The sequence below is a fragment of the Sulfitobacter sediminilitoris genome (assembly GCF_010667575.1).
GTDB classification, from domain to species: Bacteria; Pseudomonadota; Alphaproteobacteria; order Rhodobacterales; family Rhodobacteraceae; genus Sulfitobacter; species Sulfitobacter sediminilitoris.
In genome coordinates this window covers 216,494-243,139 of sequence record NZ_JAABNT010000006.1, presented here as the reverse complement: position 1 = coordinate 243,139, position 26,646 = coordinate 216,494, and the positions used below count along the sequence as shown (strand labels likewise).

Annotated in this window: 31 protein-coding genes and 1 tRNA gene; 18 read left to right on the top strand and 14 right to left on the bottom strand. The window is 57.9% G+C overall.

Annotated elements, in window-relative coordinates:
* The first annotated feature begins 550 nt into the window (after nt 1-550).
* Nucleotides 551-1,054, top strand: coding sequence for a terminase small subunit (locus GV827_RS12365; RefSeq protein ID WP_164354106.1), 504 nt, complete (start codon nt 551-553; stop codon nt 1,052-1,054).
* Between the two features lie 201 nt (nt 1,055-1,255).
* Here GV827_RS12365 and GV827_RS12360 read toward each other — a convergent pair.
* Together GV827_RS12360 and GV827_RS12355 are read right to left on the bottom strand one after the other, a co-directional pair.
* Nucleotides 1,256-1,331: transfer RNA gene (locus GV827_RS12360), tRNA-Ala, on the bottom strand.
* 87 nt (nt 1,332-1,418) lie between these two features.
* Nucleotides 1,419-1,751, bottom strand: a complete 333-nt coding sequence (locus tag GV827_RS12355; protein WP_164354105.1) for a TIGR02300 family protein — start codon at nt 1,749-1,751, stop codon at nt 1,419-1,421.
* A gap of 111 nt (nt 1,752-1,862) precedes the next feature.
* Between GV827_RS12355 and GV827_RS12350 the strand changes: the two genes are divergently transcribed.
* Nucleotides 1,863-2,549, top strand: a complete 687-nt coding sequence (locus GV827_RS12350; protein WP_164354104.1) for a M48 family metallopeptidase — start codon at nt 1,863-1,865, stop codon at nt 2,547-2,549.
* Nucleotides 2,550-2,566: 17 nt separating this feature from the next.
* Here GV827_RS12350 and GV827_RS12345 read toward each other — a convergent pair whose 3' ends face one another.
* Nucleotides 2,567-3,088: a hypothetical protein gene (locus GV827_RS12345; protein WP_164354103.1), complete on the bottom strand. Its 522-nt coding sequence runs from the start codon at nt 3,086-3,088 to the stop codon at nt 2,567-2,569.
* A 333-nt stretch (nt 3,089-3,421) separates the two neighbouring features.
* On the opposite strand from GV827_RS12345, the gene GV827_RS12340 reads away from it, so the two are divergent.
* Both GV827_RS12340 and GV827_RS12335 read left to right on the top strand, forming a co-directional pair.
* Nucleotides 3,422-4,072: a GntR family transcriptional regulator gene (locus GV827_RS12340; protein ID WP_164354102.1), complete on the top strand. Its 651-nt coding sequence runs from the start codon at nt 3,422-3,424 to the stop codon at nt 4,070-4,072.
* Between the two features lie 227 nt (nt 4,073-4,299).
* Nucleotides 4,300-4,758: a GNAT family N-acetyltransferase gene (locus tag GV827_RS12335; protein ID WP_164354101.1), complete on the top strand. Its 459-nt coding sequence runs from the start codon at nt 4,300-4,302 to the stop codon at nt 4,756-4,758.
* On the opposite strand, the gene GV827_RS12330 is transcribed toward GV827_RS12335, so the two are convergent.
* Nucleotides 4,755-5,717, bottom strand: coding sequence for an acetyl-CoA carboxylase carboxyltransferase subunit alpha (locus GV827_RS12330; RefSeq protein WP_164354100.1), 963 nt, complete (start codon nt 5,715-5,717; stop codon nt 4,755-4,757). The genes GV827_RS12335 and GV827_RS12330 overlap by 4 nt on opposite strands.
* Before the next feature lie 173 nt (nt 5,718-5,890).
* Complete coding sequence (locus tag GV827_RS12325; RefSeq protein ID WP_164354099.1) at nt 5,891-6,847, bottom strand: L-malyl-CoA/beta-methylmalyl-CoA lyase; 957 nt, start codon at nt 6,845-6,847, stop codon at nt 5,891-5,893.
* 251 nt (nt 6,848-7,098) lie between these two features.
* Here GV827_RS12325 and dgcN point away from each other — a divergent pair, with 251 nt between their 5' ends.
* Complete coding sequence (dgcN, locus tag GV827_RS12320) at nt 7,099-8,100, top strand: N-acetyltransferase DgcN (RefSeq protein WP_164354098.1); 1,002 nt, start codon at nt 7,099-7,101, stop codon at nt 8,098-8,100.
* 55 nt (nt 8,101-8,155) lie between these two features.
* The gene (gene dgcA, locus GV827_RS12315) at nt 8,156-9,121 is read left to right on the top strand and encodes an N-acetyl-D-Glu racemase DgcA (protein ID WP_164354097.1); all 966 of its coding nucleotides are present in this window, start codon (nt 8,156-8,158) and stop codon (nt 9,119-9,121) included.
* On the opposite strand, the gene GV827_RS12310 is transcribed toward dgcA, so the two are convergent.
* Nucleotides 9,110-9,913 (bottom strand): alpha/beta fold hydrolase, encoded by an 804-nt coding sequence (locus tag GV827_RS12310; RefSeq protein WP_164354096.1) that lies wholly within the window; start codon nt 9,911-9,913, stop codon nt 9,110-9,112. The genes dgcA and GV827_RS12310 overlap by 12 nt on opposite strands.
* Before the next feature lie 110 nt (nt 9,914-10,023).
* On the opposite strand from GV827_RS12310, the gene GV827_RS12305 reads away from it, so the two are divergent.
* Nucleotides 10,024-10,887 carry a D-amino-acid transaminase gene (locus tag GV827_RS12305; protein ID WP_164354095.1) on the top strand — a complete coding sequence of 288 codons (864 nt, stop codon included), beginning with the start codon at nt 10,024-10,026 and terminating at the stop codon, nt 10,885-10,887.
* 8 nt (nt 10,888-10,895) lie between these two features.
* Here the strand turns inward: GV827_RS12305 and GV827_RS12300 are convergent, their stop codons facing one another.
* Nucleotides 10,896-11,789 carry a calcium-binding protein gene (locus GV827_RS12300; RefSeq protein WP_164354094.1) on the bottom strand — a complete coding sequence of 298 codons (894 nt, stop codon included), beginning with the start codon at nt 11,787-11,789 and terminating at the stop codon, nt 10,896-10,898.
* A 109-nt stretch (nt 11,790-11,898) separates the two neighbouring features.
* Nucleotides 11,899-12,210 (bottom strand): DUF1244 domain-containing protein, encoded by a 312-nt coding sequence (locus GV827_RS12295; protein ID WP_164354093.1) that lies wholly within the window; start codon nt 12,208-12,210, stop codon nt 11,899-11,901.
* Between the two features lie 198 nt (nt 12,211-12,408).
* Between GV827_RS12295 and pyk the strand changes: the two genes are divergently transcribed.
* Complete coding sequence (gene pyk / locus GV827_RS12290) at nt 12,409-13,854, top strand: pyruvate kinase (protein ID WP_164354092.1); 1,446 nt, start codon at nt 12,409-12,411, stop codon at nt 13,852-13,854.
* 31 nt (nt 13,855-13,885) lie between these two features.
* Nucleotides 13,886-14,110: a hypothetical protein gene (locus GV827_RS12285; RefSeq protein ID WP_164354091.1), complete on the top strand. Its 225-nt coding sequence runs from the start codon at nt 13,886-13,888 to the stop codon at nt 14,108-14,110.
* Nucleotides 14,111-14,119: 9 nt separating this feature from the next.
* Here the strand turns inward: GV827_RS12285 and GV827_RS12280 are convergent, their stop codons facing one another.
* On the bottom strand, nt 14,120-14,503 hold the full coding sequence (locus tag GV827_RS12280; protein WP_164354123.1) for a nuclear transport factor 2 family protein: 384 nt from the start codon (nt 14,501-14,503) through the stop codon (nt 14,120-14,122).
* A 198-nt stretch (nt 14,504-14,701) separates the two neighbouring features.
* Here GV827_RS12280 and rpmI point away from each other — a divergent pair, with 198 nt between their 5' ends.
* Together rpmI and rplT are read left to right on the top strand one after the other, a co-directional pair.
* Nucleotides 14,702-14,902 (top strand): 50S ribosomal protein L35, encoded by a 201-nt coding sequence (gene rpmI, locus GV827_RS12275; RefSeq protein WP_164354090.1) that lies wholly within the window; start codon nt 14,702-14,704, stop codon nt 14,900-14,902.
* 15 nt (nt 14,903-14,917) lie between these two features.
* Nucleotides 14,918-15,283 (top strand): 50S ribosomal protein L20, encoded by a 366-nt coding sequence (gene rplT, locus GV827_RS12270; RefSeq protein ID WP_164354089.1) that lies wholly within the window; start codon nt 14,918-14,920, stop codon nt 15,281-15,283.
* 68 nt (nt 15,284-15,351) lie between these two features.
* Here rplT and GV827_RS12265 read toward each other — a convergent pair whose 3' ends face one another.
* The 4 genes from GV827_RS12265 to GV827_RS12250 all read right to left on the bottom strand — a co-directional run bounded on the left by GV827_RS12265 (nt 15,352) and on the right by GV827_RS12250 (nt 17,551).
* Nucleotides 15,352-15,843, bottom strand: a complete 492-nt coding sequence (locus GV827_RS12265; protein WP_235930337.1) for a GFA family protein — start codon at nt 15,841-15,843, stop codon at nt 15,352-15,354.
* A 471-nt stretch (nt 15,844-16,314) separates the two neighbouring features.
* Nucleotides 16,315-16,491: a hypothetical protein gene (locus tag GV827_RS12260; protein ID WP_164354088.1), complete on the bottom strand. Its 177-nt coding sequence runs from the start codon at nt 16,489-16,491 to the stop codon at nt 16,315-16,317.
* Nucleotides 16,491-17,213: an OmpA family protein gene (locus GV827_RS12255; RefSeq protein ID WP_164354087.1), complete on the bottom strand. Its 723-nt coding sequence runs from the start codon at nt 17,211-17,213 to the stop codon at nt 16,491-16,493. Before GV827_RS12255 ends, GV827_RS12260 begins: the two co-directional genes overlap by 1 nt.
* Complete coding sequence (locus GV827_RS12250; protein WP_164354086.1) at nt 17,210-17,551, bottom strand: hypothetical protein; 342 nt, start codon at nt 17,549-17,551, stop codon at nt 17,210-17,212. The genes GV827_RS12255 and GV827_RS12250 overlap by 4 nt, the downstream gene beginning before the upstream one ends.
* 215 nt (nt 17,552-17,766) lie before the next feature.
* Between GV827_RS12250 and pheS the strand changes: the two genes are divergently transcribed.
* From pheS to GV827_RS12220, 6 genes are all read left to right on the top strand, one after another.
* The gene (gene pheS, locus GV827_RS12245) at nt 17,767-18,840 is read left to right on the top strand and encodes a phenylalanine--tRNA ligase subunit alpha (RefSeq protein ID WP_164354085.1); all 1,074 of its coding nucleotides are present in this window, start codon (nt 17,767-17,769) and stop codon (nt 18,838-18,840) included.
* Nucleotides 18,841-18,935: 95 nt separating this feature from the next.
* Entirely contained in the window at nt 18,936-19,706 is a 771-nt protein-coding gene (locus GV827_RS12240) for a type 1 glutamine amidotransferase (protein ID WP_164354084.1), read from the top strand.
* Nucleotides 19,707-19,839: 133 nt separating this feature from the next.
* A complete protein-coding gene (locus GV827_RS12235; RefSeq protein WP_164354083.1) occupies nt 19,840-20,631 on the top strand; it encodes an alpha/beta hydrolase family esterase in 792 nt (263 codons plus the stop codon).
* A gap of 67 nt (nt 20,632-20,698) precedes the next feature.
* Nucleotides 20,699-23,098 carry a phenylalanine--tRNA ligase subunit beta gene (gene pheT, locus GV827_RS12230; RefSeq protein WP_164354082.1) on the top strand — a complete coding sequence of 800 codons (2,400 nt, stop codon included), beginning with the start codon at nt 20,699-20,701 and terminating at the stop codon, nt 23,096-23,098.
* 79 nt (nt 23,099-23,177) lie between these two features.
* On the top strand, nt 23,178-23,624 hold the full coding sequence (locus GV827_RS12225) for a YtoQ family protein (protein ID WP_164354081.1): 447 nt from the start codon (nt 23,178-23,180) through the stop codon (nt 23,622-23,624).
* Between the two features lie 68 nt (nt 23,625-23,692).
* Nucleotides 23,693-25,297 (top strand): GMC family oxidoreductase, encoded by a 1,605-nt coding sequence (locus GV827_RS12220; RefSeq protein ID WP_164354080.1) that lies wholly within the window; start codon nt 23,693-23,695, stop codon nt 25,295-25,297.
* A gap of 29 nt (nt 25,298-25,326) precedes the next feature.
* On the opposite strand, the gene GV827_RS12215 is transcribed toward GV827_RS12220, so the two are convergent.
* The gene (locus tag GV827_RS12215; protein ID WP_164354079.1) at nt 25,327-26,025 is read right to left on the bottom strand and encodes a glutathione S-transferase family protein; all 699 of its coding nucleotides are present in this window, start codon (nt 26,023-26,025) and stop codon (nt 25,327-25,329) included.
* 149 nt (nt 26,026-26,174) lie between these two features.
* Here GV827_RS12215 and mscL point away from each other — a divergent pair, with 149 nt between their 5' ends.
* Nucleotides 26,175-26,609 (top strand): large conductance mechanosensitive channel protein MscL, encoded by a 435-nt coding sequence (mscL, locus tag GV827_RS12210; protein WP_164354078.1) that lies wholly within the window; start codon nt 26,175-26,177, stop codon nt 26,607-26,609.
* The last annotated feature ends 37 nt before the right edge of the window (nt 26,610-26,646 follow it).

Sequence of the window (26,646 nt, the reverse complement as noted above, 5' to 3'; positions counted from 1 at the left end):
TTGGCAGGCTGAAAGCCTCGTTCCGCCGTATCGCAACCCGATATGAGAAGACGTCACGCAATTTCCTATCGATGATCAAACTAGCATCGGTCAGGCTGTGGATCGAGTTTTATGAGTCGGCTGCCTAACATACCGACGTACTCGCCCCTAACCGCTCAAATCTAGCTAGCAATACACCTGCTGGCCCAAAACACCGCTCGAAACTAGCAATTTCACCTCGTATTGACACATTTTGGCCAACTTCACGTGGTACGGTCGATTTTGTCTAAGAAGTTGAAGCAGAGGAACATCAGATGGAAGGCAGGAATTACGCGATCCCGTACCCTGTCGACAAGCCGCGACAGGACGTAGAGCGACGTCACTTCACTGTCTGGCTGGGAATCCTGATATCAATACTTCTCTTTCTTCTTGGCGCGATCCTTCTCTAAGGAGAAGCGTGACATAGGCGAGCGCTCCCAGACTCGGAAGGCGTCAATCCAACATTCACTCGTGCGACGACCCCACAGACATGCTAAACTATGTCAGCTAAACTGACATAAGTGAGGCCGATATGAAGGCCCGTCCCAAGGAACAGCTATCCAATCGAACGCAACTCTCAGCGCCGGTCTGGGCAGGCTTGACCGAGAAGCAAGAGCGCTTTGCACATCTCGTCGCAGATGGCATGAACTTCAGTGCCGCGTACCGAGACGTCTACGACGCGCAAGACATGTCCCAGCCCTCCGTATGGCGTGAGGCACATAGAGTAAGCCGAAACGAGAAAGTGGCGATGAGGATCGCGGAGCTTGTTGCTGCTCGTCAGGAAGAGGAAACCCTGCAGGCCCACATAAGGGCCTACAGGGTTACTGCTCACCTTGAAGAGATGATGACGTCAGGCGCGTCAGAGACGACCCGTCTACGTGCCGCTGAGCTTCTGGGGAAGACCGTGGGGCTGTTTGCTGAGAAGGCTCCGCCCAAGGAGGCGGAGCCGACGCTGGCTGAACTGGAGGCTGAACTGATGAACCGCCTTAAGAAGCTGAAGGTGGCTGATACAGATCAAGGGTGCACCAAGGATTAGACAGAAAACGAGGCGGTTTCTCGGCCAGAAGCATATGCAAGAGCAAAGTGAGTCGCGAGCAGTCGTCGACCAGAGCTGGAACAGAGCTTCGATCTAACCGTAAATTCGCGCCACTCACACTGCGAACATGGTAGAAAACAAGGTATAGATACAGGCTGTAATCAAAATATTATTTTGAAACAGGTGCTTAAGGTGGGGATTTGGTGGAGCATAGCGGGATCGAACCGCTGACCTCCTGCATGCCATGCAGGCGCTCTCCCAGCTGAGCTAATGCCCCATTGAGGTGAAACCTCGGGTAGGTGGCGCGTGATTAAGCGCATCGCCGGGCGGGATCAAGCAAAAACCACTCCCGCCCGTGCCGATTTTAATTGTCGTCGTCGTCCGATGCCACGTCAGCGATGTCATCCAGTGGCACTGTATCATCATCGTCGTCGTCATCGTCCAGGATATCATCATCCAGATCGACATCCACATCATCGTCGTCATCGTCGAGGATTACATCCTCTTCAACTTCGTCCTTCTTGGCCTTGGCTGTCGCCGCATCCTCGGCATCCGCCGCGATCATGCGTGATTTGGATGCGTCCACTTCCAGCACTTCGCCGGTGTAGGGGCTGACGATGGGATCTTTATTCAGGTCATAGAACCGCTTGCCTGTCGTCGGACACAGGCGTTTGGTTCCCCATTCTTCCTTGGGCATGAAATACCCCTTCTTGAATTAGCGTTTGCGTGTAGATGATTCAGGGCAAGTGCCATATGAAGTGGGCACTGTCAAAGGCTTTAGCTTGAGCGCCCCGATGAGTAGACCCGCATGAGTGATACCTTTCTGCCCGGTGATCCTCCAATCCCCTTGATCCTGCGTCGTTCCGCGCGGGCCAAGCGGATATCGTTAAGGATTTCGCAGCTTGATGGCCGCGTGACCCTGACCATGCCGAAACGGCTGGCACAGCGAGAGGCGTTGGCTTTCGCGCAGTCGAAAGAGCCATGGATTCGCAAGCATCTGTCAGAGCGCGGCGAGGACGTCAGCGTTGGCATCGGGACTGAACTGCCGCTGGGTGGGCGGTTGTTGCAGGTCGTACAGGGGCAGGGCCGGAAAGTGCAACTGGGCCAAGATGAGATTGCGGTGCCCGGATCAGCCGAACGCGTAGGCGCGCGGCTGGGAGCATATCTGAAAGAGGTGGCGCGGGACAGGTTGGCAGGCGCCTGCGATGACTACGCCGCGCGGCTGGGAAGGCCCTATGCCCGGATCACCATGCGCGACACACGCTCGCGCTGGGGATCGTGCACCAGCGATGGGGCGCTGATGTTCTCATGGCGTTTGATCATGACCCCGCCTGAGGTGCTGGACTACGTCGCCGCCCACGAAGTCGCGCATCTGGCAGAGATGAACCATTCCGCAGCCTTCTGGGCCGGGGTTGAGCGGATTTACGGCCCCTATGCTGCTCCGCGCAAATGGCTGCGGACGGAAGGGAACGCGTTGCACCGGTACCGGTTCTAGGTTGGTGCTGAAGTGCCCTATTTGAAGTTCCTGACCTTACCACTCAAGCTATAAACGTCAGCGCACTTCAGATGCGATACCCATTTCGTGCCCGGAACCATCGAGCCGGTTTTGATATCGATGTCCAGCATGGCGACCGGATCCATATCGGTTTTTGATCCGTAATTCTTGACGCGGTTGAGCCCTGCGATCACCTCGCAGGTATGCAGTATCGGTAATTTGACGGATTCGACGAAAATCCTCAGCTCCGTAAATTCTGCAACAGAATCAAGGGGGCAATCCGGTGGCAGCGGATTTTTCTTGACGCCTTTGACTTTTTGATCGGCCTTCCAGACAATCCCGAATTTGATCTCGTACACGCCCTCTGGCTGTTTGATCTTGATCGTCGTGCGGTCCTGTCCAGAGTATACGTTATGAGCTTTGGCTTTGGCCACGAGCTTGTTCTTGTGAGGCATAGGTTTGAACTTGAGTGGCGATGTTTTCTTGCCGTTGACGCAAATCTTCGCTTTGGTGGTATCTTCTTTCCATGCGCTTGCCATGAAGAGAACTCCTTTGAATTGATTCAGCGAGACCGCCAAGAGGTGATGCACCTCTATCGGACCGTGCTGCAGAATATGATGTGAAGGGGCCGTCGACCTCCTTTTCGACGTTCTCCCAAGATGAAAATCGGGCATCTGAAATTGAGGCCGACTTGTCGAGGCTGGCATTCCAGCGAAAAGGTTTTCTTTACAAACAGATGTTCAAGGCCAAAAATTTCGCCTTGGGCAAGATGCTAGCGGTCTGTTTATCGACGCTTCAAGCCTTTACAGTCTGAAACCTTTTCCCGAACAGAGCGATTGACGCTGGGGGCTGTTGTGATCACAAGTGGGTCCATGACCCTTGCCGCCCGCCCGACCGAAGCAACATCTGTTGCCCATGACCGCGTCTACCGCGATCTGCGCAGTCGTATCATGCATGGTGATCTGCCGCCGGGCCAGGCGCTGACGTTGCGAGGCATTGGCAAGAACTACGGTGTCTCGATGACACCTGCGCGGGAATCGGTGCGCCGTCTGGCTGCCGAGGGGGCGCTTACGATGTCCACGTCAGGCCGAATTTCGACGCCGGAATTGAGCAATGAGCGGATTGAGGAGCTGGCGGCGTTACGTGCGCTGATCGAGGTGGAACTGGCGAGCCGCGCCTTACCGCGGGCGCATATGGCGTTGATTGAGCGGATGCAGACCATCAACGCGGTCATCGCCGAAGCGGTGCAGCGCGGGGATGCGGTAAGCTACATTCGCACAAATCTGGAGTTCCATCGCACGCTTTACCTTCGCGCGCAGGCACCTGCGATGCTGGCCATGGCCGAGACAGTCTGGTTACAGATGGGGCCGACGATGCGCGCGCTTTATGGTCGGCTGCGCCGGACAGAACCGCCCCAGTTTCACCGCCTGATCATCGCTGCGTTGAAAGCGGGCGATGAACCGGGCCTCAGGCTTGCTGTGCGGTCAGACGTGACGCAGGGGTTGCGGATGTTGGCAAGCTGATCCCAGCGCGCAGTTCGCTTGCCCTCAGGGTCGTCGCAGCATATCGAAGCGTAAAATAAATTGACGGCAAACCCGGTTTTTACCATGTTTCACGATATGACCATGGCCATTCATAGCATCTATTATCGCCGCTTTCCCTGAACGCGGCCCTTTCCCTATTCCCAACCGAAATGCGCCGCCACCTTGGGCGGTTTTTTCGTTTCTGGTGCGCGGCTAGGAGAAAACTCATGAATGATCTGAACATTCGATCCGTCGCAGAAAACGACCTGCCTGCTGTACTTGAGATGATCAAGGCGCTGGCGGCTCACCACGATGATACGCCGACCATAACCCTTGAATCGCTGAGGCGGGACGCATTGGGTGATGCGCCATGGCTGATACTGCCGGTGGCCGAGGCGCAGGGCAGGTTGGTCGGCTATGCTGGCCTTTGTCCGCTGGCACAGCTGCAGTTCGGCGTGCGGGGTGTGGATATGCACCATCTGTTTGTTGCTGAGGACCAACGGGGCAACGGTGTAGGACGCGCGCTGATTGACGCATCGCTTGAGCGAAGCAAAGCGATGGGTTGCCGGTTTATGACCGTAGGCACCCACCCCGATAACAAAACGGCCGCAGAGCTCTACCGCGCCGCTGGCTTCGAACCTTTGCCGCCTCCCGGTCCTCGCTTTCGGATCAAGTTCGAGGCTTAGGCCGCAAGCCCCTTGTCGCCCATGTCGAGGTACTTGCGGCGGCGGTCGGCAATAAGCGATTTCGCGTCCTTGCCGTCCAGTTCTTTCAGCATTTCTTCGATCGCGGTGCGGACCGAGGCAATTGCGGCGTCCGCGTTCCGGTGTGCCCCACCTTTTGGTTCGGGAATGATCCGGTCCGTGACCCCCAGCTTGCGCAGGTCATCGGCGGTCAGACGCATCGCTTCGGCGGCCTCACGCATTTTTTCCGAATCCTTCCACAGGATCGATGCACAGCCTTCGGGCGTGATGACGGAATAGACGGAGTGTTCCATCATCGCGACCCGGTTCGCAGTGGCAAAGGCAACAGCCCCGCCCGAACCGCCTTCACCGATGATCACGCTGACCAACGGTACACCAATCTGCAGACACTTCTCGGTCGAGCGGGCGATGGCTTCTGACTGGCCGCGCTCTTCTGCGCCCTTGCCGGGGTAGGCACCGGGCGTGTCCACCAGCGTAATGACAGGCAGGCCGAATTTGCTGGCCAGTTCCATCAGGCGCACGGCCTTGCGATAACCTTCGGGCCGGGCCATGCCGAAATTACGCTCGATGCGGGATTTCGTATCGTTGCCTTTTTCGTGGCCGATCACCACCACCGGTTGGTCGTTGAAGCGGGCCAATCCGCCCATCACCGCAAGGTCATCGGCAAAGTTCCGGTCACCGGCCAAGGGTGTGTACTCGGTGAACAATGCTTCGATATAGTCTTTGCAATGGGGGCGTTCCGGATGCCGCGCGACCTGACATTTCCGCCATGGCGTGAGGTTGCCATAAAGCTCATCGAGCAGCTTTGCGGCTTTTTCATCCAGCGCTTTGGCCTCGTCCTTGATGTCCATTTCCTCGTTCGCACGGGCCAGTGCGCGCAGCTCTTCGGCTTTGCCTTCAATCTCCGCCAGAGGCTTTTCAAAATCGAGGTATTGGGTCATCGGTCACTCCGCCGTTGCGTCCGCCATATATGGCGTGGGCGATCGTGCAATGCAATCGGCGCGTCAGCGCATTTTGAACGGATAATACAGCGAAGTCGTCGGAAGCGCCGATGTGTTACGCGAAGCGCGGGGCGTTGGCCCCGCGCCTGTCAGATCACGCAAGTGATCGGAAATCAGCCCGCAATCATCTCTGACTGACGGACGATCACTTCGGCTTGCTTGATGCTGGCGATGTCCACAAGGCGGCCCTTGTACACCGTTGCTCCCTCGCCCTTGGCCTTGGCCTCTTCCATGGCTGCCAAAATCTCGCGCGCTTCGGTCACAGCTTCCTCCGATGGTGTGAACACCTCGTTCGACAGGGCAACCTGCTTGGGATGGATGGCCCATTTGCCAACCATTCCCAGCGTGGCCGAGCGACGCGCCTGCGCACGGAACCCTTCGTCGTCTGAGAAATCACCGAACGGGCCGTCAACAGGCATGACGCCATGGGTGCGGCAGGCCGCGACGATGGCCGACTGCGCCCAATGCCAAGGGTCAGACCAGTAGTTCTTGCCCGCGTGGTGCATGTAGTAGTTTTCCTGCGTGCCGCCGATACCGGTGGTTTGCATGCCCATGGAGGCGGCAAAATCCGCAGCTCCGAGGCTCATCGCTTCTAGACGGGGTGACGACGCGGCGATCTCTTCCACGTGGGCGATGCCTGCCGCGGATTCGATGATGACCTCGAAGGCGATCTTCTTTTTGCGGCCCTTGGCAGCCTCGATAGAAGTCACCAGCGCATCTACGGCGTAAACGTCCGACGCATTGCCGACTTTCGGAATCATGATCTGGTCCAGCCGCTCGCTGGCGTTTTCCAGCAGGTCAACCACGTCGCGGTACCAGTATGGGCTGTCCAGACCATTGATGCGCACTGAAAGCGTTTTGTTTCCCCAATCTACGTTGCCGATGGCTTCGATCACATTGGCGCGGGCGCTGTCCTTGTCAGACGGGGCCACGGAATCTTCCAGATCAAGGTTGATTACATCCGCGGCGGAGCCTGCCATTTTCTCGAAAATCGCGGGGCGGGAGCCGGGGCCAAAGAGCTGGCAGCGGTTTGGGCGGGCGGGGGCGGCGGGTTGGATGCGAAATGACATGGCATGCGGTCCTTGGGCGAAAGATTATTGCGAATTTCTGATGTGATGCAGGTATTAAATTGCGTGAGATGCTGCAAGCGCCATTTCGCAAGCGCAGCATCTTCCGCCAGAGACCTGTGCAAAAATTTTGTTCAGATGATCATTTTTGCGCACGATCTTTGCGTACTTCGACTGAATTGCATGCAGATCGCAATGGTCTTGCGAAACAATTTGCCGATTATGACGCGAATCTTTTTGCAGGAGCATGCGCCATGATCGAAACACCATATCTGCTTTTCCTGGGCGATGCGCCTGACCAGCTTGCCGCCAAAGTTGCGCAGGGCATCAAGGACTGGCGCCCGCAGAACGCGGTGGGGCAATTCCGCATGGAAGGCTGCAAGGCGGATGTGGGTCTCAAGGACCTGACATTGGCCGAGGCAAAGGAACTTGGTGCCAAGACGCTGGTTATCGGCGTTGCGAACCGGGGCGGTGTGATCTCGCAGGCGTGGAAAGACGTGCTGATCGAAGCGCTGGGCATGGGGTATGATCTGGCTTCTGGTCTTCATAACCTTCTGGCTAACGAAGGTGATCTGGTTGCGGCCTCTCAGGTCAGCGGCGGTACCTTGCACGACGTGCGGGTGCCGAACGTGCAGTATCCCATCGCGGATGGCAAAAAGCGCAGCGGCAAGCGGGTGCTGGCCGTTGGCACCGATTGCTCGCTTGGCAAGATGTACACGGCGCTGGCGCTGGATGAGGCGATGAAAGAGAAGGGTATGAAAAGCACCTTCCGCGCAACCGGACAGACGGGCATCCTGATCACCGGTTCCGGTGTCCCGCTGGACGCGGTGATCGCGGATTTCATGGCCGGTGCGGTGGAATACCTCACCCCGGACAATGATGCCGATCATTGGGACATCATCGAAGGGCAGGGCAGCCTGTATCACATCAGCTATTCCGGTGTGACACTTGCACTGATCCACGGCGGTCAGCCTGATGCGCTGATCGTCTGTCACGAGCCGACCCGTACGCATATGCGCGGTCTGCCTGATCATGCGCTGCCCTCTATTCAGGAAGTTGCCGATCTGGCTCTGACATTGGCGAAGGTTGCGAATGCAGGCTGCAAGGTCGCCGGTGTCTCGATCAACACGCAGCATTTGTCGGAAGAAGACGCGCTTGCCTACATGGCAAAGGTGGAGGACGAGATGGGGTTGCCCACGGTCGATCCGTTCCGTCAGGGTGCTGCGCGTCTGGCGGATGCCCTGGCAAACCTCTGACACCTGTGTGCGCTCAGAACGCCGACGGTGTATACGGCCAAAAAGAGGGGCAGCTATGCTTATCAAAGTAACGCCGGACGTGTTCAGACTGGCTCAGGTCTTTACCATTTCCCGTGGCTCGCGGACGGAAGCCAAAGTGCTGACGGTTCGCGTAACTGACGGAGGCGTGACAGGGTGGGGCGAATGCGTACCCTATGCCCGATACGGCGAGACGCTCGAAAACGTGACCGCGCAGATCGAAGGGCTGCGTGGCACGATCACCCGCGATGACCTGTATGATCTTTTGCCCGCCGGGGCTGCAAGGAACGCGGTGGATTGCGCCTTGTGGGATCTTCAGGCCAAGACGACTGGCAAACGGGTCTGGGAGTTGGCAGGCCTGCCAGAGCCCGGCCCAGAGATTACCGCCTATACCCTGTCATTGGCGGAACCTGCCGAGATGCAGGCCCAAGCCGCGAAAAATGCGCATCGCCCGCTCTTGAAGATCAAGCTGGGCACACCGGATGATATGCCCCGGCTCGAAGCAGTACGTGCAGGTGCGCCGACTTCGACCATTATCGTGGATGCAAATGAGGGGTGGTCGGCGGAGGTTTATGCCGATCTTGCACCCCATTTGGTACGCCTTGGCGTGGCACTGGTCGAGCAGCCCCTGCCTGCCGGTGAGGACGATGCGTTGATCGGGATGGAGCGGCCGGTACCAGTTTGTGCCGATGAAAGCGCGCATGACTGCGCCAGCCTGCCCAAGCTCAAGGGCAAGTACGATGTCGTCAACATCAAGCTTGATAAGACTGGCGGGCTGACCGAAGCGCTAAAGTTGCGGGCGGCGGCATTGGCGGAAGGCTACGAGGTGATGGTTGGCTGCATGGTTGGCTCATCGCTGGCGATGGCCCCGGCGACGCTGGTGGCGCAGGGTGCGAAGGTCGTGGACCTTGACGGCCCGCTCCTGCTTGCCGAAGACCGGGAGCATCCGCTTCTCTTTGACGATGCAGGCGTGCATCCGCCCGATGCGGCGCTATGGGGCTAGCAGCGGGGTGATCAGCGCCGTAAAGGCGGCCGGATCCTTTAGCATCAATTCGTGACCTGCGCCTTGCTGCGCATGGACGGTGAAACCGGCATCCTCAAGCCGTTCTGGGTCCGGCAGGTTCTTGGCGATACGCTCATCAACGTTTTCGAGGTTCTGCGCGCCGAATATGTAGCTGCGTGGCAAGCTCAGGCCCAGCACCTCGGCCTCAAGCTGGGGTCTGATGGCGACAAGGGCGCGTGCCATCCCGTGCAGTGCGGTTGGGTCCACCTGTCCCCAGCTTGCCAATATGAAATCATCGACCACATCGCCCTTGATCGCGCCCTCGTGCAGGTCGCCCAGCATGTCGGGCAGGCGTTCGTCCGCGAATTCCTGCGCTGATACCGCAGCCATATAGCGTGTGCCGGGGCCGCCACCGGTCAGCAGGTTGCCTTCGGCCAGGATCAGCCTGTCGACCAGATCGGGTCGGCGCAGCGTCAGTTCCGCCGCAATCGCGCCGCCCATCGAATAGCCGACGGCACAACAGCGGCTGACGCCCAAATGGTCCAGCACGGCTGCAACCGCATCGGCGTGATCGGGGATGGACAGCCCATCAACGGGCGTGCTGCGACCGGCACCCAAGGGATCGATCAGGATGGAGCGGAGCGGGGCCAGCGCCGGATCGGTAACGACGCCGAGGAAATTGCCAAGGGCAGGAAACCCGATGCCAGGCAACCAAACCACGACGCGCTGGCCCTGTCCGACCTCATCCCAGCGGACAAAGGCCTCGTGGTGGGGCAAATAGAGTGAGGGCATGGACATTCCCCTTGGTCTGGGCATCGGAAACGATGCGGAAATCGGGATGTGCTCTTGACCCTACCGCCGGAACAGCACAACAAACAATAGACAAGCGAAGGGAGCCCCGCATGACCCGCACCGTATACGTGAACGGCAACTACCTGCCCGAGACCGAGGCAAGCGTTTCAATTTTTGACCGGGGTTTCCTGATGGCTGATGGTGTCTATGAGGTGACATCCGTGCTGGATGGCAAGTTGATTGACTTTGACGGCCACGCGGTGCGTCTGGCCCGGTCACTGAGCGAGTTGGACATGAAAAACCCGATCTCCAAGGAAGACCTGCTGGAAGTGCACCGCGAGTTGGTGCGCCTGAACGAGATCGATGAAGGTTTGATCTATCTTCAGATCACGCGCGGGTCTGACGGGGATCGTGATTTTGCCTTCCCTGATCCTGAGACGACGGAACCGACTGTCGTGCTTTTCACCCAAAGCAAACCCGGTCTCGCGGACAGCCCCGCTGCCAAGAAAGGGGCCAAGATCATCAGCATTGAGGACATTCGCTGGGGACGCAGAGACATCAAGACGGTCCAGCTGCTCTACCCGTCGATGGGCAAGATGATGGCCAAGAAGGCGGGCTGTGACGATGCGTGGATGGTCGAGGACGGTTTCGTGACCGAGGGCACGTCAAACAATGCCTATATCGTGAAGGGCAACAAGATCATCACCCGCGCCCTGTCCAACGACATCCTGCACGGGATCACCCGCGCTGCTGTTCTGCGTTTCGCGCGTGAGGCGCAGATGGAAGTGGAAGAACGCAACTTTACCATCGATGAGGCCAAAGAGGCGGACGAGGCATTCACGACCTCTGCCAGCGCATTTGTCATGCCGGTTGTGGAAATTGATGGCGTGGCACTGGGTGACGGCACACCGGGGCGGGTTGCCCCGCGCCTGCGCGAAATCTACCTTGATGAGATGCGCAAGGCGGCCGTTTGAGGGTCCGCTCAGGCCTGTGGATCGAGTAGGTCAGGCAGGCTTGTGACGAATGTCTGAATGAAGGGGATGTCGGCAGCCTCCATATCGTTGAGGACTGCCACCTCTTGCCCGCCAACAAAGGCGCGCAGCTGTTCGGTATCCGGGTCGTGGACAAATTCGACGGAACTATCCTCCGGTGCTTCGCCCAGAAACACGACGCTGAACAGGTCCTCACGCAGATCAAAGTCCAGCAAAACTGCCGGTGCGCCTTCGACCCCAGATAAGGTCGCGACAACAAAGGTGTCTTCGCCTTCCCCGCCGGTCAGAATGTCGCCTTGATCCGCGATAATGGTGTCGTTGCCAAAACCGCCGTGCACAGTGTCGGGGGTATTTGTCACGATGTCATCGACCGTGCCTTCGGCGCTCAGCCCGTCCACGGTGACGATGTCATCATGTCCCAGATCACCGAAAATCTGATTGGCGCCCAACGTATCGACAATCTGATCATTGCCCGCGCCGCCGCGGATCAGATCGTCACCCGCGTCACCACCTGATCCTGCTTCCGGTGCAGTGACATCGTCTCCGTCGCTCAGGAATATACGGTCATCCCCCGCGCCACCGATTGCCACATCATCGCCAGCTCCGCCAAAAATACGGTCATCCCCGGCACCTGTATCCAGCGTGTCGTTTCCGTCATGCCCGCTGAGCAGATCGTTGTTTTCAGAACCGCGCATGATATTGTCGAGCGCATTGCCCTGAACATGCTCTTTGGCCTCGGTGCCCTCAAACGCGATCACGCTATCCTCAAGCGTAATCTGAATGGGGTCGTCGTTTGTGGTGTCGTCCTCGTCATCTTCTGACGAAAAGTACTCCAGCCCCAGACCGAGGCCCACAAGCGCGGGGATGATGATAAGCTCCAGCATGATCCGATGACCTTTTCTAAGGTTAACGGAGATTTAATGCTGGGCGATTGTGGCGAGATCGGAAACAGATAGAGGCAATTCCAAGGTATTCCCGCCTGTGGGCATACAATCAGTCTTTTCCGACGTTCTCGGCAAAGGACTTCTTGAATGCTTCCTGCTTTTCAGGGCTGGCGTCGGTCTGGTACTTCGATTTCCACTCGTCCATGGTCATCCCGTAGAACAGTTCGCGCGCCTCTTCCTTGCCCATGTCGATTCCACGCGCGTTGGCGGCTTCCTGATACCAGCGTGACAGGCAGTTACGACAAAAACCGGTCAGGTTCATCATGTTGATGTTTTGCACATCGGTGCGGTCTTGCATCAGGTGTTGCTGTAGGCGACGGAAGGCGGCGGCCTGCAATTCTATTTCAGTCTGTGTGGGCATGGGGATCTCCTTTGTGTTCTAGCTGGGCACATTGAGATGGACTGTCAAGTTTTGGCCAGTTCAATCCATACTGGCAGCCGGTTCATAAATGTGAAATCTTTGACAGGCTTTATGCGGAATGTAGGCCATGACTACATTTTTGTTACCGCCAACGAAGCAAACAAAACGCCAATACTGACAAAGACGGGAACAAACATCATGAGACGCCTGCGCAACGTAAAGATTGTCGCGACATTAGGTCCGTCATCCGACACCTACGAGATGATCGAGGCATTGCACAAGGCAGGTGCGGATGTATTCCGCCTGAATATGAGCCATGGCAGCCACGCCGAAATCCGTGACAAGCACCGGATCATTCGGGAGGTTGAAGAGAACCTGAACAGCACCATTGGAATCCTTGCAGACTTGCAGGGCCCAAAGCTGCGGGTCGGTGTTTTCTCAGAGGGTAGCGAAACACTGGAAGAAGGGGCCCGGTTTCGCCTCGACCTTGATGAGACAGAAGGCGATGCAAACCGGGTTTGTCTGCCACACCCCGAGATTTTCGCGGCACTCGAGCCGGGGGCAACTCTGCTGGTGAATGACGGCAAGATCAGGCTCAAAGTGATCGACTGTGCCGCTGATTATGCCAATTGCGAGGTTATCACCGGCGGCGTGATTTCCAACCGCAAGGGCGTGAATGTGCCGGATGTCGTGCTGCCCTTGGCAGCGCTGTCAGAAAAGGATCGTGCCGATCTGGAGTTCGCTTGCGAACTGGGCGTTGATTGGCTGGCGCTTAGTTTTGTGCAGCGCCCAGAGGACGTGGCCGAGGCACGGGAACTGACCAAGGGACGCGCCGCGATCCTGTCCAAGATTGAAAAGCCATCAGCGGTAGATCGCTTCGATGACATTCTGGCGGTAAGCGATGGTATCATGGTGGCGCGCGGCGATCTTGGGGTCGAGCTGCCTGTACAGAATGTCCCGCCGATCCAGAAACGGCTTGTGCGCAAGTGTCGTGCGGCGGCCAAGCCGGTGATCGTGGCCACGCAGATGCTGGAATCCATGATCGAAAGCCCGATGCCCACACGGGCTGAGGTTTCGGACGTGGCGACAGCGATCTATGAAGGTGCGGATGCAGTGATGCTGAGCGCGGAATCTGCCGCCGGGGAATACCCAATTGAGGCTGTGACCACGATGGATAACGTGGCTAGTGAGGTCGAAAGGGATCCGACCTACACCCAGATCATTGAAGCTTCGCGGACCGCCGACAGGATGACCGTGGCCGACGGTATCGTCGCTGCTGCCCGCGAAATTGCGGAGACGACGGATATCAAGGCGATCTGTTGCTTTACCCAAAGCGGGACCACGGCGTTGTTAACCGCGCGGGAGCGGCCCCGCGTGCCGGTGATTGCGTTGACACCACTGGTGCGCACTGCGCGGCGACTTGCACTGAGCTGGGGCACAAACTGCGTGATTACAGGTGATGTCGACCGCTTCAAAAAGGCTGTTGTGTCCGCCGTTCAAGCGGCGCGGCGCGAAGGGTTCGCAGGTCCGGAGGACCATATCGTCGTGACCGCTGGCGTGCCATTCAATGTGCCGGGCAGCACCAACATTCTGCGCGTGGCCCCTTGTGACGAAAGTTTGATTTTTGCGGCTGACCCAGAGTAAGCTTATAAGAAATCGGAATAGGAGTACGTGCATGGATCCGGATCTTGCTCTGTCTTTGGGCCTTGTAGTCGCGGCCTTTTCGATCCCGTCGATCCTGTCCGCTATCTCAGACAGCCGTGCGCCGCGCGCCTCTGCTTTGACGGTCCTGATCGGCGGTGCGTTGATCCTTTATGCAGTCCAATCAAAGCCTGGCGGCTATGAATTGGGCGAAGTACCGGATGTTTTTGTGAGTGTTGTAGGGCGCTATTTCCCCTGATTCTCGCGCTCAACCGTCGGCTTCGGGTGTGTCTTGACTGAAAATGTTGATCCAGCCGTCTCCGTTACGCTCCCAAATCGAAGAGACGTACATCGTTTCATCTGTCGTCCGGCTTGCCCGTCGGAACCGCGCCTTGTAGCTGAGGATCGCATGCCTCTCTCCTAGTGGTTTGGCCTGACACGCGGTGATGTCGTAGGATGTAACAGTTGGACCACTGGCGAGCTGAGCAACATGTTCTGACTTCTGGGCAAAGCCAGTCGGATAGACGCCAAGGAAATCGTCACTCAGCAAACTGGAATCTGCTGCAGGATCGCCAGAGACGAGGGCGTTCCAGACGCGTTTCTCATGGGCGATCAAATCTGCAAGCAGGGGGTTATCAGGACTGGTTTTCATGGTATCTGGTGCCTGCATCGGGAAAATTCCTACTCAGGCTTCAGGACGCGGGGACGAATTGCAAGCCGTCATTGCTGAGATGCGCCATCCCCCCTTGCCAAAGCAAAGGCTTGGCCCTATACGCCAGCTTTCACCCGCGCGACCGGCCGGTATGGCATGCCGAGTCGCGCGTTCACCGACCCAAAGCAGGAGACGGAAATGCCTAAGATGAAGACGAAATCGAGCGCCAAAAAGCGCTTTAAGATCTCGGCGACCGGCAAGGTCATCGGCAGCCAGGCTGGCAAACAGCACGGCATGATCAAACGGACCAACAAGTTCATCCGTAATGCACGCGGCACGCAGGCACTGTCTGAGCCCGATGCAAAGATCATCAAGGGCTTCATGCCCTACGACCGCTGATAGAGGAGAGCTGAGATGTCCCGAGTTAAAGGTGGAACAGTCACCCACGCCCGCCACAAGAAGATCGTCAAAGCCGCAAAGGGCTACTACGGTCGTCGCAAGAATGTCTTTAAGGTCGCCACGCAGGCGGTCGACAAGGCCAACCAATATGCCACACGTGACCGCAAGAACCGCAAGCGGAACTTCCGCGCGCTGTGGATCCAGCGGATCAACGCCGCCGTGCGTTCACACGACGAGGCGCTGACATACAGCCGTTTCATCAATGGTCTGAACCTTGCCGGTATCGAAGTGGACCGTAAGGTACTGGCGGACCTCGCTGTGCACGAGCCCGAAGCGTTTGGCGCTATCGTCAAGTCCGCGCAGGACGCACTGGCAGCCTAAGCCAGAACAAAATTGAATTCTTAAGGCCGCTCCAACCGGGGCGGCCTTTTTTCGTCTTGAGGATCCCTTCACCGCTGCGGCAGCTTATCGACGCTTTGCACGCCCTCCGCGATTACATGAAATGGCTGCATGTCGCAGGTAAAGATCGCCATTTGTGGTCCCTCGTAGACGCTGACATCATCCAGCGTTCCGACCTTGACCACCACGGCAGGACGGTCTGGCAGGCGCGTGATCATGTGAGTCCCGCAGGTGCCGCAAAACTCTCGCGTTCTAGGATTACTGATGTCATCGCGGGTGTACTGCCTGGGCGTGCCTTCGGTGTAGCCGAAATCATCCGCCGCCACGATCATGAAGTAATTCGGCCCGCCGCCCGAGATGTACTGGCATTCGCGGCAATGGCATTGCGCCTGCCATTGGGGCGCGCCGTTAATCTCGTATTTCAGTTCACCACAATAACAGCGTCCTGTCGTCGCCATCTGCATTTCCCCCGATATGATTTCTGAATAAGCATAGACTGCGTCCGGCAGGACGTCATAAGTTTTCAGGCTGTATATCCCCATTGGGGGCATTTCTTCAGCGGCAAAGACAGGCAGATCTCACTTGCTGGAGATATCCCGTGCCGTGAAAGGGCTGTCACAGTCTTTTTCGGGAGGGCCTGCCTCCATCGTTAATGCGGCCTGCTCTATAGGTCCTAGCCATTCTGTAGCGGTAGGTATCTTTGATCGTTCGTGGCCGGACGCTGCACACGATTTGATTGAATGCCGCCGCAATTTTTGCCTGGTTTTTCCGATATTCCCGCCAAAGCTTAATCATGCCGTCCTTTCGGGCACGTCCGGCTGAAATCAGAATGACTTTGACCATTCTGCCTTGAAAGTGGGGCGATTCTATCTCTCAAAAATCTTTATATTATAGCTGAATTTCGGTGAACCACATGAACTTGACACGTTTCGTCTATTGCAGTCAGCGCAACCCATCAGAGAACCTGGATGTCAAAAAACTGATTGAGACCTGCAAGCGTAACAACGCGCGGTTTAACCTGTCTGGGTTGTTGCACGTCGGCGCATTTTGATGATCTCTGCCGACATGGTTGAAATTATCGTGTCGCTGTCCTGATGAAACCGGTGGCGCGCCAGCAAATAACCAAAGACGCCAGAGACGAGCATCGCTGCCACAACGATCAGGAAGCGAAGCAGGAAGATACGACTCATCACTGATCTCTTCGCAGGCGGAGGACCCGGAAGTCCACCCGGCGATCAACATCATCTTCTTCAGACGATCCTTGTGACAACGGGGCGCGGGCACCAAAGCCCACCGCTTCGACAGCATCAGGATTGACGCCCAGTGCCACAAGGCGGTTCAGCGTCCGATCTGCCCGCTCCCAGCTGAGCGCCATGTTCGTCGCATCATCACCGCTGGTGTCAGCATGACCTGCAACCATAACATAGGCGTCCTCGCAGGTGATGATCTTGTCACTGATCCGCGACAACAGTTCTGCATTCTCAGGCGTAATAACGGTACTTCCAAGGTCGAACTGGACGAAGAGCGGGGCGAGATAGGTGTCCAGACGCGTAACGCAATCGGATGTGGCGACCGGTGCGGCCCCAGCTTGCGGCAGCACAGGGTCTGGCGCAAAATTGAGCGTCGTTGTCTGTTCCGGGGCCTCTTGAACCGTACTTTCCTGTGCTGGGCTTTCCATGTCCTGAGCCATCGCTCTCTTGATCGCCGCGGTCAGCTCATTCTCTGGTTCGGTGAATTCTTGCTCTGCCACGGCCATGGTGGCCGGAGCGGGTGGCGTAATGATGGTCTCGATCGTCTGCGGTTGTGGTGCGACTGTGAGTTGGGTGGGTTGCGCAGCTGGTTCCATCTGTAAAACCAGCGCTGCAATTACGCCCACCAGCATCACGCCAACGCCTCCTGCGACGGCGATCACGGCACCATTACTGCGCCGTCCCTGTGCAACTCGGTCTGCGTGCGCAAGCGATAGTCCGGCAGAGCGGAGCCGCTGCATTTCCTTTTCTTTCGATTTTTCAAATATGCGCATGAATCCCCCCAGGGTCTGCCTATCTTTAGAAAGTAATGAACGTCGCAGTCGTTTTGTTCGATCTGAATCTTGATCCCAAGAATTTGAGCCGTTTCCCAGATCATCGCTTCATTCTCAGCCAGTGAGAGGTCCGAATTCTCATCCGTGATGGACAGGGTAAGCCCCAGTTCCAGCACGGTGTGCTGCAAGACAGACTTTCGGCGATGTGAATACATCAGGGGCGGCATGACAACTCCTAGAGGGTGCCGCGAAATATAGCGGGCTGAGCAGAATGTACTACTCAATATAGTAGAAGGCCAAGTCTTTGGCGGGGCGATCAACAGGAAATGTGGCCCTTTTGCCCGGACTTTCATCTTTAGCGGGCGGTTCCCCGTCATGCGGGTGGGTTGCATTTCAAAGGGGGCGCAAGTAGCAGGGTCCAAGCAGAATTGATGGGTGCCTGATGGACGATCTCAAGCAAAAATACCTGACCCAAATCGCCGACGCGGCGGACGAGTCCACGTTGGAGGATATCCGGCTGGCAGCGGTCGGCAAGAAGGGCGAAGTGGCGCTGAAAATGCGCGAGCTGGGCAAGATGACACCGGAAGAGCGTCAGGTCGCTGGCCCGGCACTGAATGCGCTCAAGGATGAGATCAACTCGGCGCTCGCTGCCAAGAAGGCGGCGCTGGGCGATGCCGCGTTGGACGCACGTCTGCGCGAAGAATGGCTCGATGTGACATTGCCAGTGCGCCCGCAGCGGCAGGGCACGATCCACCCGGTCAGCCAGGTCACCGAAGAGCTGACGGCCATCTTTGCCGAGATGGGGTTTTCTGTGGCGGAAGGCCCGCGCATCGATACCGATTGGTATAACTTCGATGCGCTGAACATTCCCGGCCACCACCCCGCGCGGGCCGAGATGGATACCTTTTATATGCACCGGGCCGAAGGCGATAACCGCCCGCCCCACGTGCTGCGCACACATACCTCTCCGGTGCAGATCCGCACGATGGAGAAAGAGGGTGCACCCCTGCGCATCATCTGTCCCGGTGGTGTCTACCGCGCGGATTATGACCAGACCCACACGCCGATGTTCCATCAGGTCGAGGGGCTGGCCATCGACAAGGATATCTCGATGGCGAACCTCAAGTGGGTGCTGGAAGAATTTTTCTCCGCTTTCTTTGAGATTGACGGCATCAAGACACGTTTCCGCGCCTCCCACTTCCCGTTCACAGAACCATCGGCAGAGGTCGATATTCAGTGTTCGTGGGTCGACGGACAACTGCGCATCGGTGAAGGTGACGGCTGGATGGAGGTGCTGGGTTCCGGCATGGTGCATCCAAAGGTTCTGCAGGCGGGGGGTATTGATCCTGATGTCTGGCAGGGCTTCGCCTTTGGCATGGGGATCGACCGGATCGCGATGCTGAAATACGGCATCCCGGATCTGCGTGCGTTCTTTGACAGCGACCTGCGTTGGTTGCGCCATTACGGTTTCGCGGCGCTGGACCAGCCGAATTTGCATGGTGGCCTTTCACGGTAGAGCGACTGGAAGGTGGGTGATACGCCACCTTCCGATTGCAACGTCCGGTTCCTGTCGTAAGGTAAGCGGATCGCCCACCAATACCGGTTTTGCCCATGCTCTCGATTCTGATTGTCGACTCCAATCCCGCAACTGAAAACGCCCCCTTCATCGAACGTCAGAACATGACCTTCGGCGAAAATTACGCGCGCGCTTTGGCAGCTTGTCGGGACGATCTAGAGATCACGATCATCGCCCCTTACGACGGCGATCACATGCCGGGGCTGGAGGCATTCGATGGTGTTGTCTTTACCGGCTCTAGCGTGGAATGGAACACGGATGATCCCCGTGCCGAGCCACTTGCGCAAGCGATGAAGAAAGTGTTTTCGCGAGGTTTGCCGACGCTCGGCTCTTGTAACGGGATGCAACTGGCGGCCAGCGTGTTGGGCGGCACATCGGAGGCGTCACCGAATGGCCGCGAAGACGGGTTGGCGAAAGGAATTACCCTGACCGCTGCCGGACGTGGTCACCCATTTTTGCACGGCAGACAGGATGGATTTGCCGCCCCCTGCGTGCACCGGGACGAGGTGCGGCGTCTGCCTGAGGGCGCCGTATTGCTGGCCGGGAACGCGCATTCCGGTGTGCAGGCAATGGCCTATGAGCAGGATGGTATTCGGTTCTGGGGCGTACAGTATCACCCTGAAATTGATCCGAAACACCTTGGCCCGAGCATGGCGCGTATGGGGTGGATGGACGACGACGCAGCGCGTGATCTGGCGGTATCGGCCGATGATCCAGAGGCTGCCAAACGCTTGGGCATCCGGGCCGAGGATATGAAGCCAGATGTCCGCATGACGGAATTGTGCAACTGGCTATCCTCGCTCTGAAGCGGCATCGGGGTCGCTTCAAGGTCGGGTCCAACTGTCAGCATGCGCAAGAACGGGACCTTGTCCAGACTGTCGTTGGCCAAATCGTGAAGTGACAAGCCTTCGGCACTGCTGCATTTTTGGGCGCATGTGGATGCGCGTTTTGCTTCTCTTGCTCTCTGTGATGGCACTAACTGCTGTGGGGCAGGAAAAACAGTGCCACGGCGCAGACCGATGCAACATCGGCGACCGTTCATATCATATCAAACTTCCTGACGACTGGGACGGGATGACGCCGCTGCCCGTGCTGATGCATTTTCACGGTTGGGGGCGGCAGGGCGATCTGATCATCCAGCACCAGCGCATCTCCGGTCACACACGGCGACGCGGTGTGTTGCTGATCGCACCCAACGGGCGGGGCGCCACGTGGGATTTTTGGACCAGCACCAGCCGTGATGTGCCCTTTGCCGCGGCGGTGATCGAAGACGCGGCCAAACGCTTTCCCATCGACCGCGATCAAATTTTTGTCTCAGGCTATTCCTACGGGGCGGCGATGGCATGGCGCTATGCCTGTGAAAACGGTGATGGGGTGGCGGCCTTGCTTGCGATATCCGGTACGTTGGCGCAGACCGAAAGTTGTTCGCAAGCGCCGCAGGAAGTGCGGCATGTGCATGGTTTGGCCGATACGGTCATGGATTTCCCGATGGGTCCATCAGAGGATCAAACCTATCCTGTAAAACTCTGGCGCGACATGTTTGGCTGTGATGAGCCAAAAAATGAGGGGGCGTGGCAAGCAGTGAACTGGCTGACGCTGGATCGACACGAATGGGACTGCGCCAAAGGCGCCGTGACGTTGGATATTCATGACGGCGGGCATTTCATTCCCCATGGCTGGATCGGCTGGCAGTTGGATCAGTTGATGGGCCGACCTCCGCAATATCCCTGACCTGCATTGAACCTTGGCGCATTTGGCGCTACCGACTGCGTCCAAGCATATGCACGAGGGATGACCCATGAAATTCACGCTGTCCTGGCTGAAAGACCATCTTGAGACGGACGCCTCTGTCGAGGAAATCTGTGAAACACTGACCGACCTTGGTCTGGAGGTCGAAGGTGTTGAGGATCGCGGGGCCAAGCTGCGCGATTTTACCATCGGCTATGTGAAATCGGCTGAAAAGCATCCCGACGCGGACCGCCTGCGGGTTTGTCAGGTTGAGACCGACGAGGGCGTCAAACAGATCATCTGCGGCGCGCCCAATGCCCGCGAGGGGATTACGGTGGTTGTGGCCAAGCCCGGCGTCTACGTCCCCGGCATCGACACGACGATCGGTGTTGGCAAGATTCGCGGCATCGAGAGCTTTGGCATGATGGCCTCTGAGCGTGAGATGGAGCTTTCCGAAGAGCACGACGGCATCATCGAACTGCCTTCCGGCGAAGTCGGGCAAAGCTTTGTCGATTGGCTGGCAGCGCATGATCCGGCCAAGGTTGACCCGGTCATCGAAATCGCGATCACGCCAAACCGACCCGACGCATTGGGCGTACGCGGCATCGCCCGCGATCTGGCCGCACGGGGGCTGGGCAAGCTCAAGGACCGCGATGCCGATCCGGTGCCTGGCACGTTCCCCTGTCCGGTATCGGTAAGCATCGATGAAGATACGTTGGATCAATGCCCTGTGTTTTACGGGCGTGTGATCCGTGGCGTCAAAAACGGACCTTCGCCCGCGTGGCTGCAAGACGCGCTGCGGGCCATCGGCCTGCGCCCGATCTCATTTCTGGTCGATGTGACCAATTTCTTCACCTATGACCGAAACCGCCCCTTGCACGTCTTTGACGCGGACAAGATCGCGGGCAATACCCTGCGCGTGCACCGCGCCAAGGGCGGTGAAACGCTCGTCGGTCTGGATGAGAAAGAATATACCTTCGAAGAAGGGATGACCCTGATTTCGGATGCAGAGTCCGTTGAGAGCATCGCGGGCGTGATGGGTGGCCTGCCCACAGCCTGCACCGAAGAGACCACGAATGTCTTTGTCGAAGCGGCCTATTTTGATCCGGTCCGCACCGCATATACGGGCCGCGCGCTCAAGATCAATTCTGATGCCCGTTATCGCTTTGAGCGGGGGATCGACCCCGCATGGACGCCGCATGGCATTGAGCACGCGACACGGATGATCCTTGATCACGCGGGCGGTGAGGCGTCCGAAGTTATCATGGCAGGTGCAATTCCTGACACGTCCCGCGCCTACAAGCTGGATACGGACCGGGTGCAATCATTGGTCGGTATGACGATCCCCGCAGAGACACAGCGCGCAACGCTGGAGGCACTTGGCTTCACGCTGGAGGGTGACATGGCCCACGTCCCAAGCTGGCGTCCCGACGTGCAGGGCGAAGCCGATCTGGTTGAGGAAGTCGCACGTATCGCGTCGCTGACCAAGCTGGAAGGCAAGCCCCTGCCGCGTTTGTCAGATGGTGTGCCACGCCCGATTCTGTCCCCCATGCAGCGCCGGATGACGGCGGCACGGCGGGCTGCGGCGGCGCTGGGCTACAATGAATGCGTGACCTACAGCTTCATCGACAAGGCCTCGGCCGCGTTGTTCGGCGGTGGCGACGACGCGACAATGCTGGAAAATCCCATCAGCAGCGACATGAGCCACATGCGCCCCGCGTTGCTGCCGGGCCTCTTGCAGGCTGCGGCCCGCAATCAGGCGCGCGGCTTTGCCGATATGGCGCTGTTCGAGGCAGGCCCGGCCTTCCACGGCGGCGAGCCGGAAGAGCAGCATACGCTGATCACTGGCCTGCTGGTCGGGCGTACTGGGCCGAAGGATGTGCACGGTGCCTCCCGTCCGGTCGATGTCTACGATGTGAAGGCAGATGCAGAAGCCGTTCTGGCCGCGATGGGCGCACCGGCCAAGGTGCAGATCCTACGCGGTGCCGCCGACTGGTGGCATCCGGGGCGGCACGGAATGATCTGTCTTGGGCCCAAAAAGGTGCTTGGCATCTATGGTGAGGTGCATCCGAAAGTGCTTGCTGCGATGGACGTCAAAGGGCCTGCGATGGCGTTTACGCTTTGGCCTGCAGAAGTGCCTTTGCCGCGCAAATCGGGTGCGACGCGCCCAGCACTCAAGATCAACGATCTGCAAGCGGTGGAGCGCGACTTTGCCTTCGTCGTCGACGCTGATGTTGAGTCCCTCACTCTGGTCAACGCCGCGATGGGGGCGGACAAGACGCTGATCGAGGACGTCCGTGTCTTTGACGAATTCATCGGCGGCTCTTTGGGAGAGGGTAAGAAATCCCTCGCCATCACCGTGCGCCTGCAGCCGTCCGAGAAGACGCTGAAGGATGCGGATATCGAGGCGGTTGGCGCCAAGGTGATCGACAAGGTGACCAAGGCCACAGGCGGCACCCTGCGCGGATAATGATGGAAAACAGGTCGGGTGGGCTTACGTCTACTTTACCAACGGTGGGGAACGGACCACCCTGAACGGGAGAGAAGAAATGTTGAACGTTTATTTGTCCGGTGAAATTCACACCGATTGGCGTGAGCAGATCATCGAAGGCTCCGAAGGGCTGGATGTGTCCTTTAACAGCCCGGTGACAGATCACGCGGCGAGCGATGATTGCGGCGTGGCGATCCTTGGGGCAGAGGACAACAAGTTCTGGCACGACCGCAAGGGCGCGCAGATGAACGCGATCCGCACCCGCAAGGGGATCGAGGATGCAGACGTCGTGGTGGTGCGTTTCGGTGATCAGTACAAACAATGGAACGCCGCGTTTGACGCAGGATATGCTGCTGCACTTGGCAAGTCGCTGATTATTCTGCATGGGCCGGATCACGCGCATGCGCTTAAGGAAGTCGATGCCGCGGCACTCGCAGTCGCGTCGGAACCTGCGCAGGTCGTACAAATTTTGCGCTACGTCCTGACGGGCAAGCTGCCGGGCTAGGTTCCACTTCCGGTCTTTTCAAACCAAGCATCCCGCGCGTACCTTTCCCCGTAAACGGGAGGGATCAAATGACATTTGACTATGTGATCGTGGGTGGCGGTTCGGCGGGTTGCGTGATGGCCTCGCGGCTGAGCGAGGATCCCAATACTTCCGTTTGCCTCATCGAGGCGGGGGGCAATGGACGCGACCTCCTGATCCGTGCGCCTGCGCTGGTGGCAGCAATGATCTCTGGCCGCCCCAAGATCAACAACTGGGCATTCCAGACAGTCCCGCAGCCAGGCCTTAATGGGCGTCGCGGATTTCAGCCGCGCGGGAAGGCGCTGGGCGGGTCTTCTGCCATCAATGCGATGCTTTACGTGCGCGGTCACCAGAAGGACTATGACGAATGGGCGGATCTGGGTTGCGAAGGCTGGGACTGGGCATCGGTGCTGCCCTACTTCAAGAAGGCCGAAGGAAACGTGCGCGGCGGCGATGATCTGCACGGGAACGATGGCCCCTTGCAGGTTGCGGACCAATCCCAGCCACGCGCCATCACCAAGGCATTCATTGATGCCGCCGGTGAACAGCAGGTGCGCCATAACCCTGATTTCAATGGACCGGAACTAGAAGGGGCGGGCTACTATCAGGTGACGCAATTTCACGATGGGCCTGCCAAGGGCGAACGGTGTTCTGCGGCGGCGGCTTATCTGAACCGCGACGTGCGCCATCGGCCCAACCTCACGATACTGACCAAAGCGCAGGCGCGCCGTGTGGTGATGCAGAACGGTCGTGCGACCGGTGTTGAAGTGCGCCACATCGGACAGATAAAGACCGTCGAGGCAGGCCGGGAGGTCATTTTGAGCGCGGGGGCTTTCGGCTCTCCGCAGTTGCTGATGCTCAGCGGAATTGGTCCGCGCGATGAATTGGCCTCTCACGGGATCGCCGTACAGCATGAGAGCGCGGGTGTCGGACAGAACCTGCAAGACCATCTAGACTATGTAATGAGCTATCATTCCAAGCGGAAGGATGTAATCGGGCTGGTCCCTTCGGGGCTGGCCAAGCTTTTCAAGGCGGGGATGCAGTGGCGCAAGGACGGCACGGGCATGTTTGCCACGCCTTTTGCTGAAGGCGGGGCGTTTCTTAAATCCGACCCGTCACAGGACCGGCCTGACCTGCAGTTGCACTTTGTGGTGGGCATCGTGGATGATCACATGCGCAAGATTCATTTTCAGTATGGATATTCCTGCCATGTCTGCGTGCTGCGTCCACATACGCGGGGCACGGTCGGTCTGAATTCAGCCAAGCCCGGTGATGCACCTCGTATTGATCCGCAATATCTATCTGACAAACGCGACCTTGAGCTTCTGATGAAAGGCGCTCGGCAGATGGAGCAAATCCTGACTGCCCCGCCACTCGATCCATGGCGCGGCAAACAGCTTTACGCTCATGATGGCAGCGACAGCGCACTGGAGGCTGATATTCGCAAGAGGGCCGATACGATCTATCATCCGACAGGCACCTGCAAGATGGGGACGGACGACATGGCTGTCGTCGACACCTCTGCACGGGTGCACGGCGTTGAGGGTTTGCGCGTGGTTGATGCGTCGGTGATGCCCCGTCTTGTAGGGGGCAACACCAATGCGCCGACGATCATGATCGCCGAGAAGATCGCGGATGAGATGCGGAAAGGCTAACCCATATCACCGCACCCGCGCAGCTTGGATCAATCGCGAGGTGGGGTGACCAGACCCTTCTGCACGGCGGGACGCGCCGTGAAACGGTCAAGGTAGTCCACAAGATTGCTTTGATCTTCCCAACCCACGGCCTCTTTGGCGCCGTAGAAATCCAGCGCGCGCAGCCACGGTGCGATGGCGATGTCCGCGATTGAATAGTCTCCCGCGATCCAGTCCTTGCCCGCCAGTTCAAGGTTCAGCACGTTCAGCAGGCGCTTGCCCTCGTCGATGTAGCGCTGCTGAGGGCGCTTGTCTTCCCATTCGGATCCGGCGAATTTATAGAAGAAACCAAGCTGGCCCAGCATTGGCCCCAATCCTCCCATCTGAAACATCAGCCACTGCGTGATCTGCGCCCGGTCTGACGCGCTGTTGCCCAAGAGTTTGCCAGACTTCTCAGCCAGATACAGCAGGATCGCGCCGGATTCGAAGATACCGACAGGCGCGCCATCCGGACCATTCGGATCGATGATCGCCGGGATCTTGTTGTTGGGATTCAGCGACAGGAATTCCGGGCTTTTCACATCCGCGTCGGCCAAGGTAACTTTATGGGCCTCATATGGAATTTCCATTTCTTCAAGCGCAATGGAGGCTTTCACCCCGTTGGGTGTCGGAAAGGAATACAGCTGCAAAACATCTGAATTCTGCGGAGGCCATTTCTTGGTAATCGGGAATGCGGAAAGATCGGCCATTTTTTGCTCCTGTTAATCTAAGGTGAAGAGATAGGCGATTTTCCCCATAAGAACAGCCTTCCCGATGTACATGAATATGTTAATTATTGTGCAGCGGCGAACCGTAGGGCGTGAACAACGGTCGTGCGTGACTGGAAAAGGGACAGAAAATGATTCAAGAATTCAAGGATTTCATCGCCAAGGGCAATGTCATGGACATGGCTGTTGGTATCATCATCGGCGCGGCGTTCACCGCGATCGTCAGCTCTTTGGTTGCTGACCTTATCAACCCGATCATCGGGCTTTTCACAGGTGGTCTGGACTTTACGAATAACTACGCCGTGCTGAGCGGTGAGGTGCCTGCGGGTGCATCTCTGGAAGCGGCCCGCGAAGCTGGCGCGTCGGTTTTTGCTTACGGTTCTTTCCTGATGGCCGTCGTTAACTTCCTGATCATTGCATGGGTCGTTTTCATGCTGGTCAAGATGGTGAACCGTGTCAAAGCGGCAGCCGAAAAGCCTGAAGAAGTAGCTCCAGCGGTTGAGACAGGCCCTTCCGAACTGGATGTTTTGCTCGAAATCCGGGACTCGTTGGCAAAGGGGAGCTAAAGCCCTCTTAGCGTTGAGACGTAAGGCCCGCCAGATT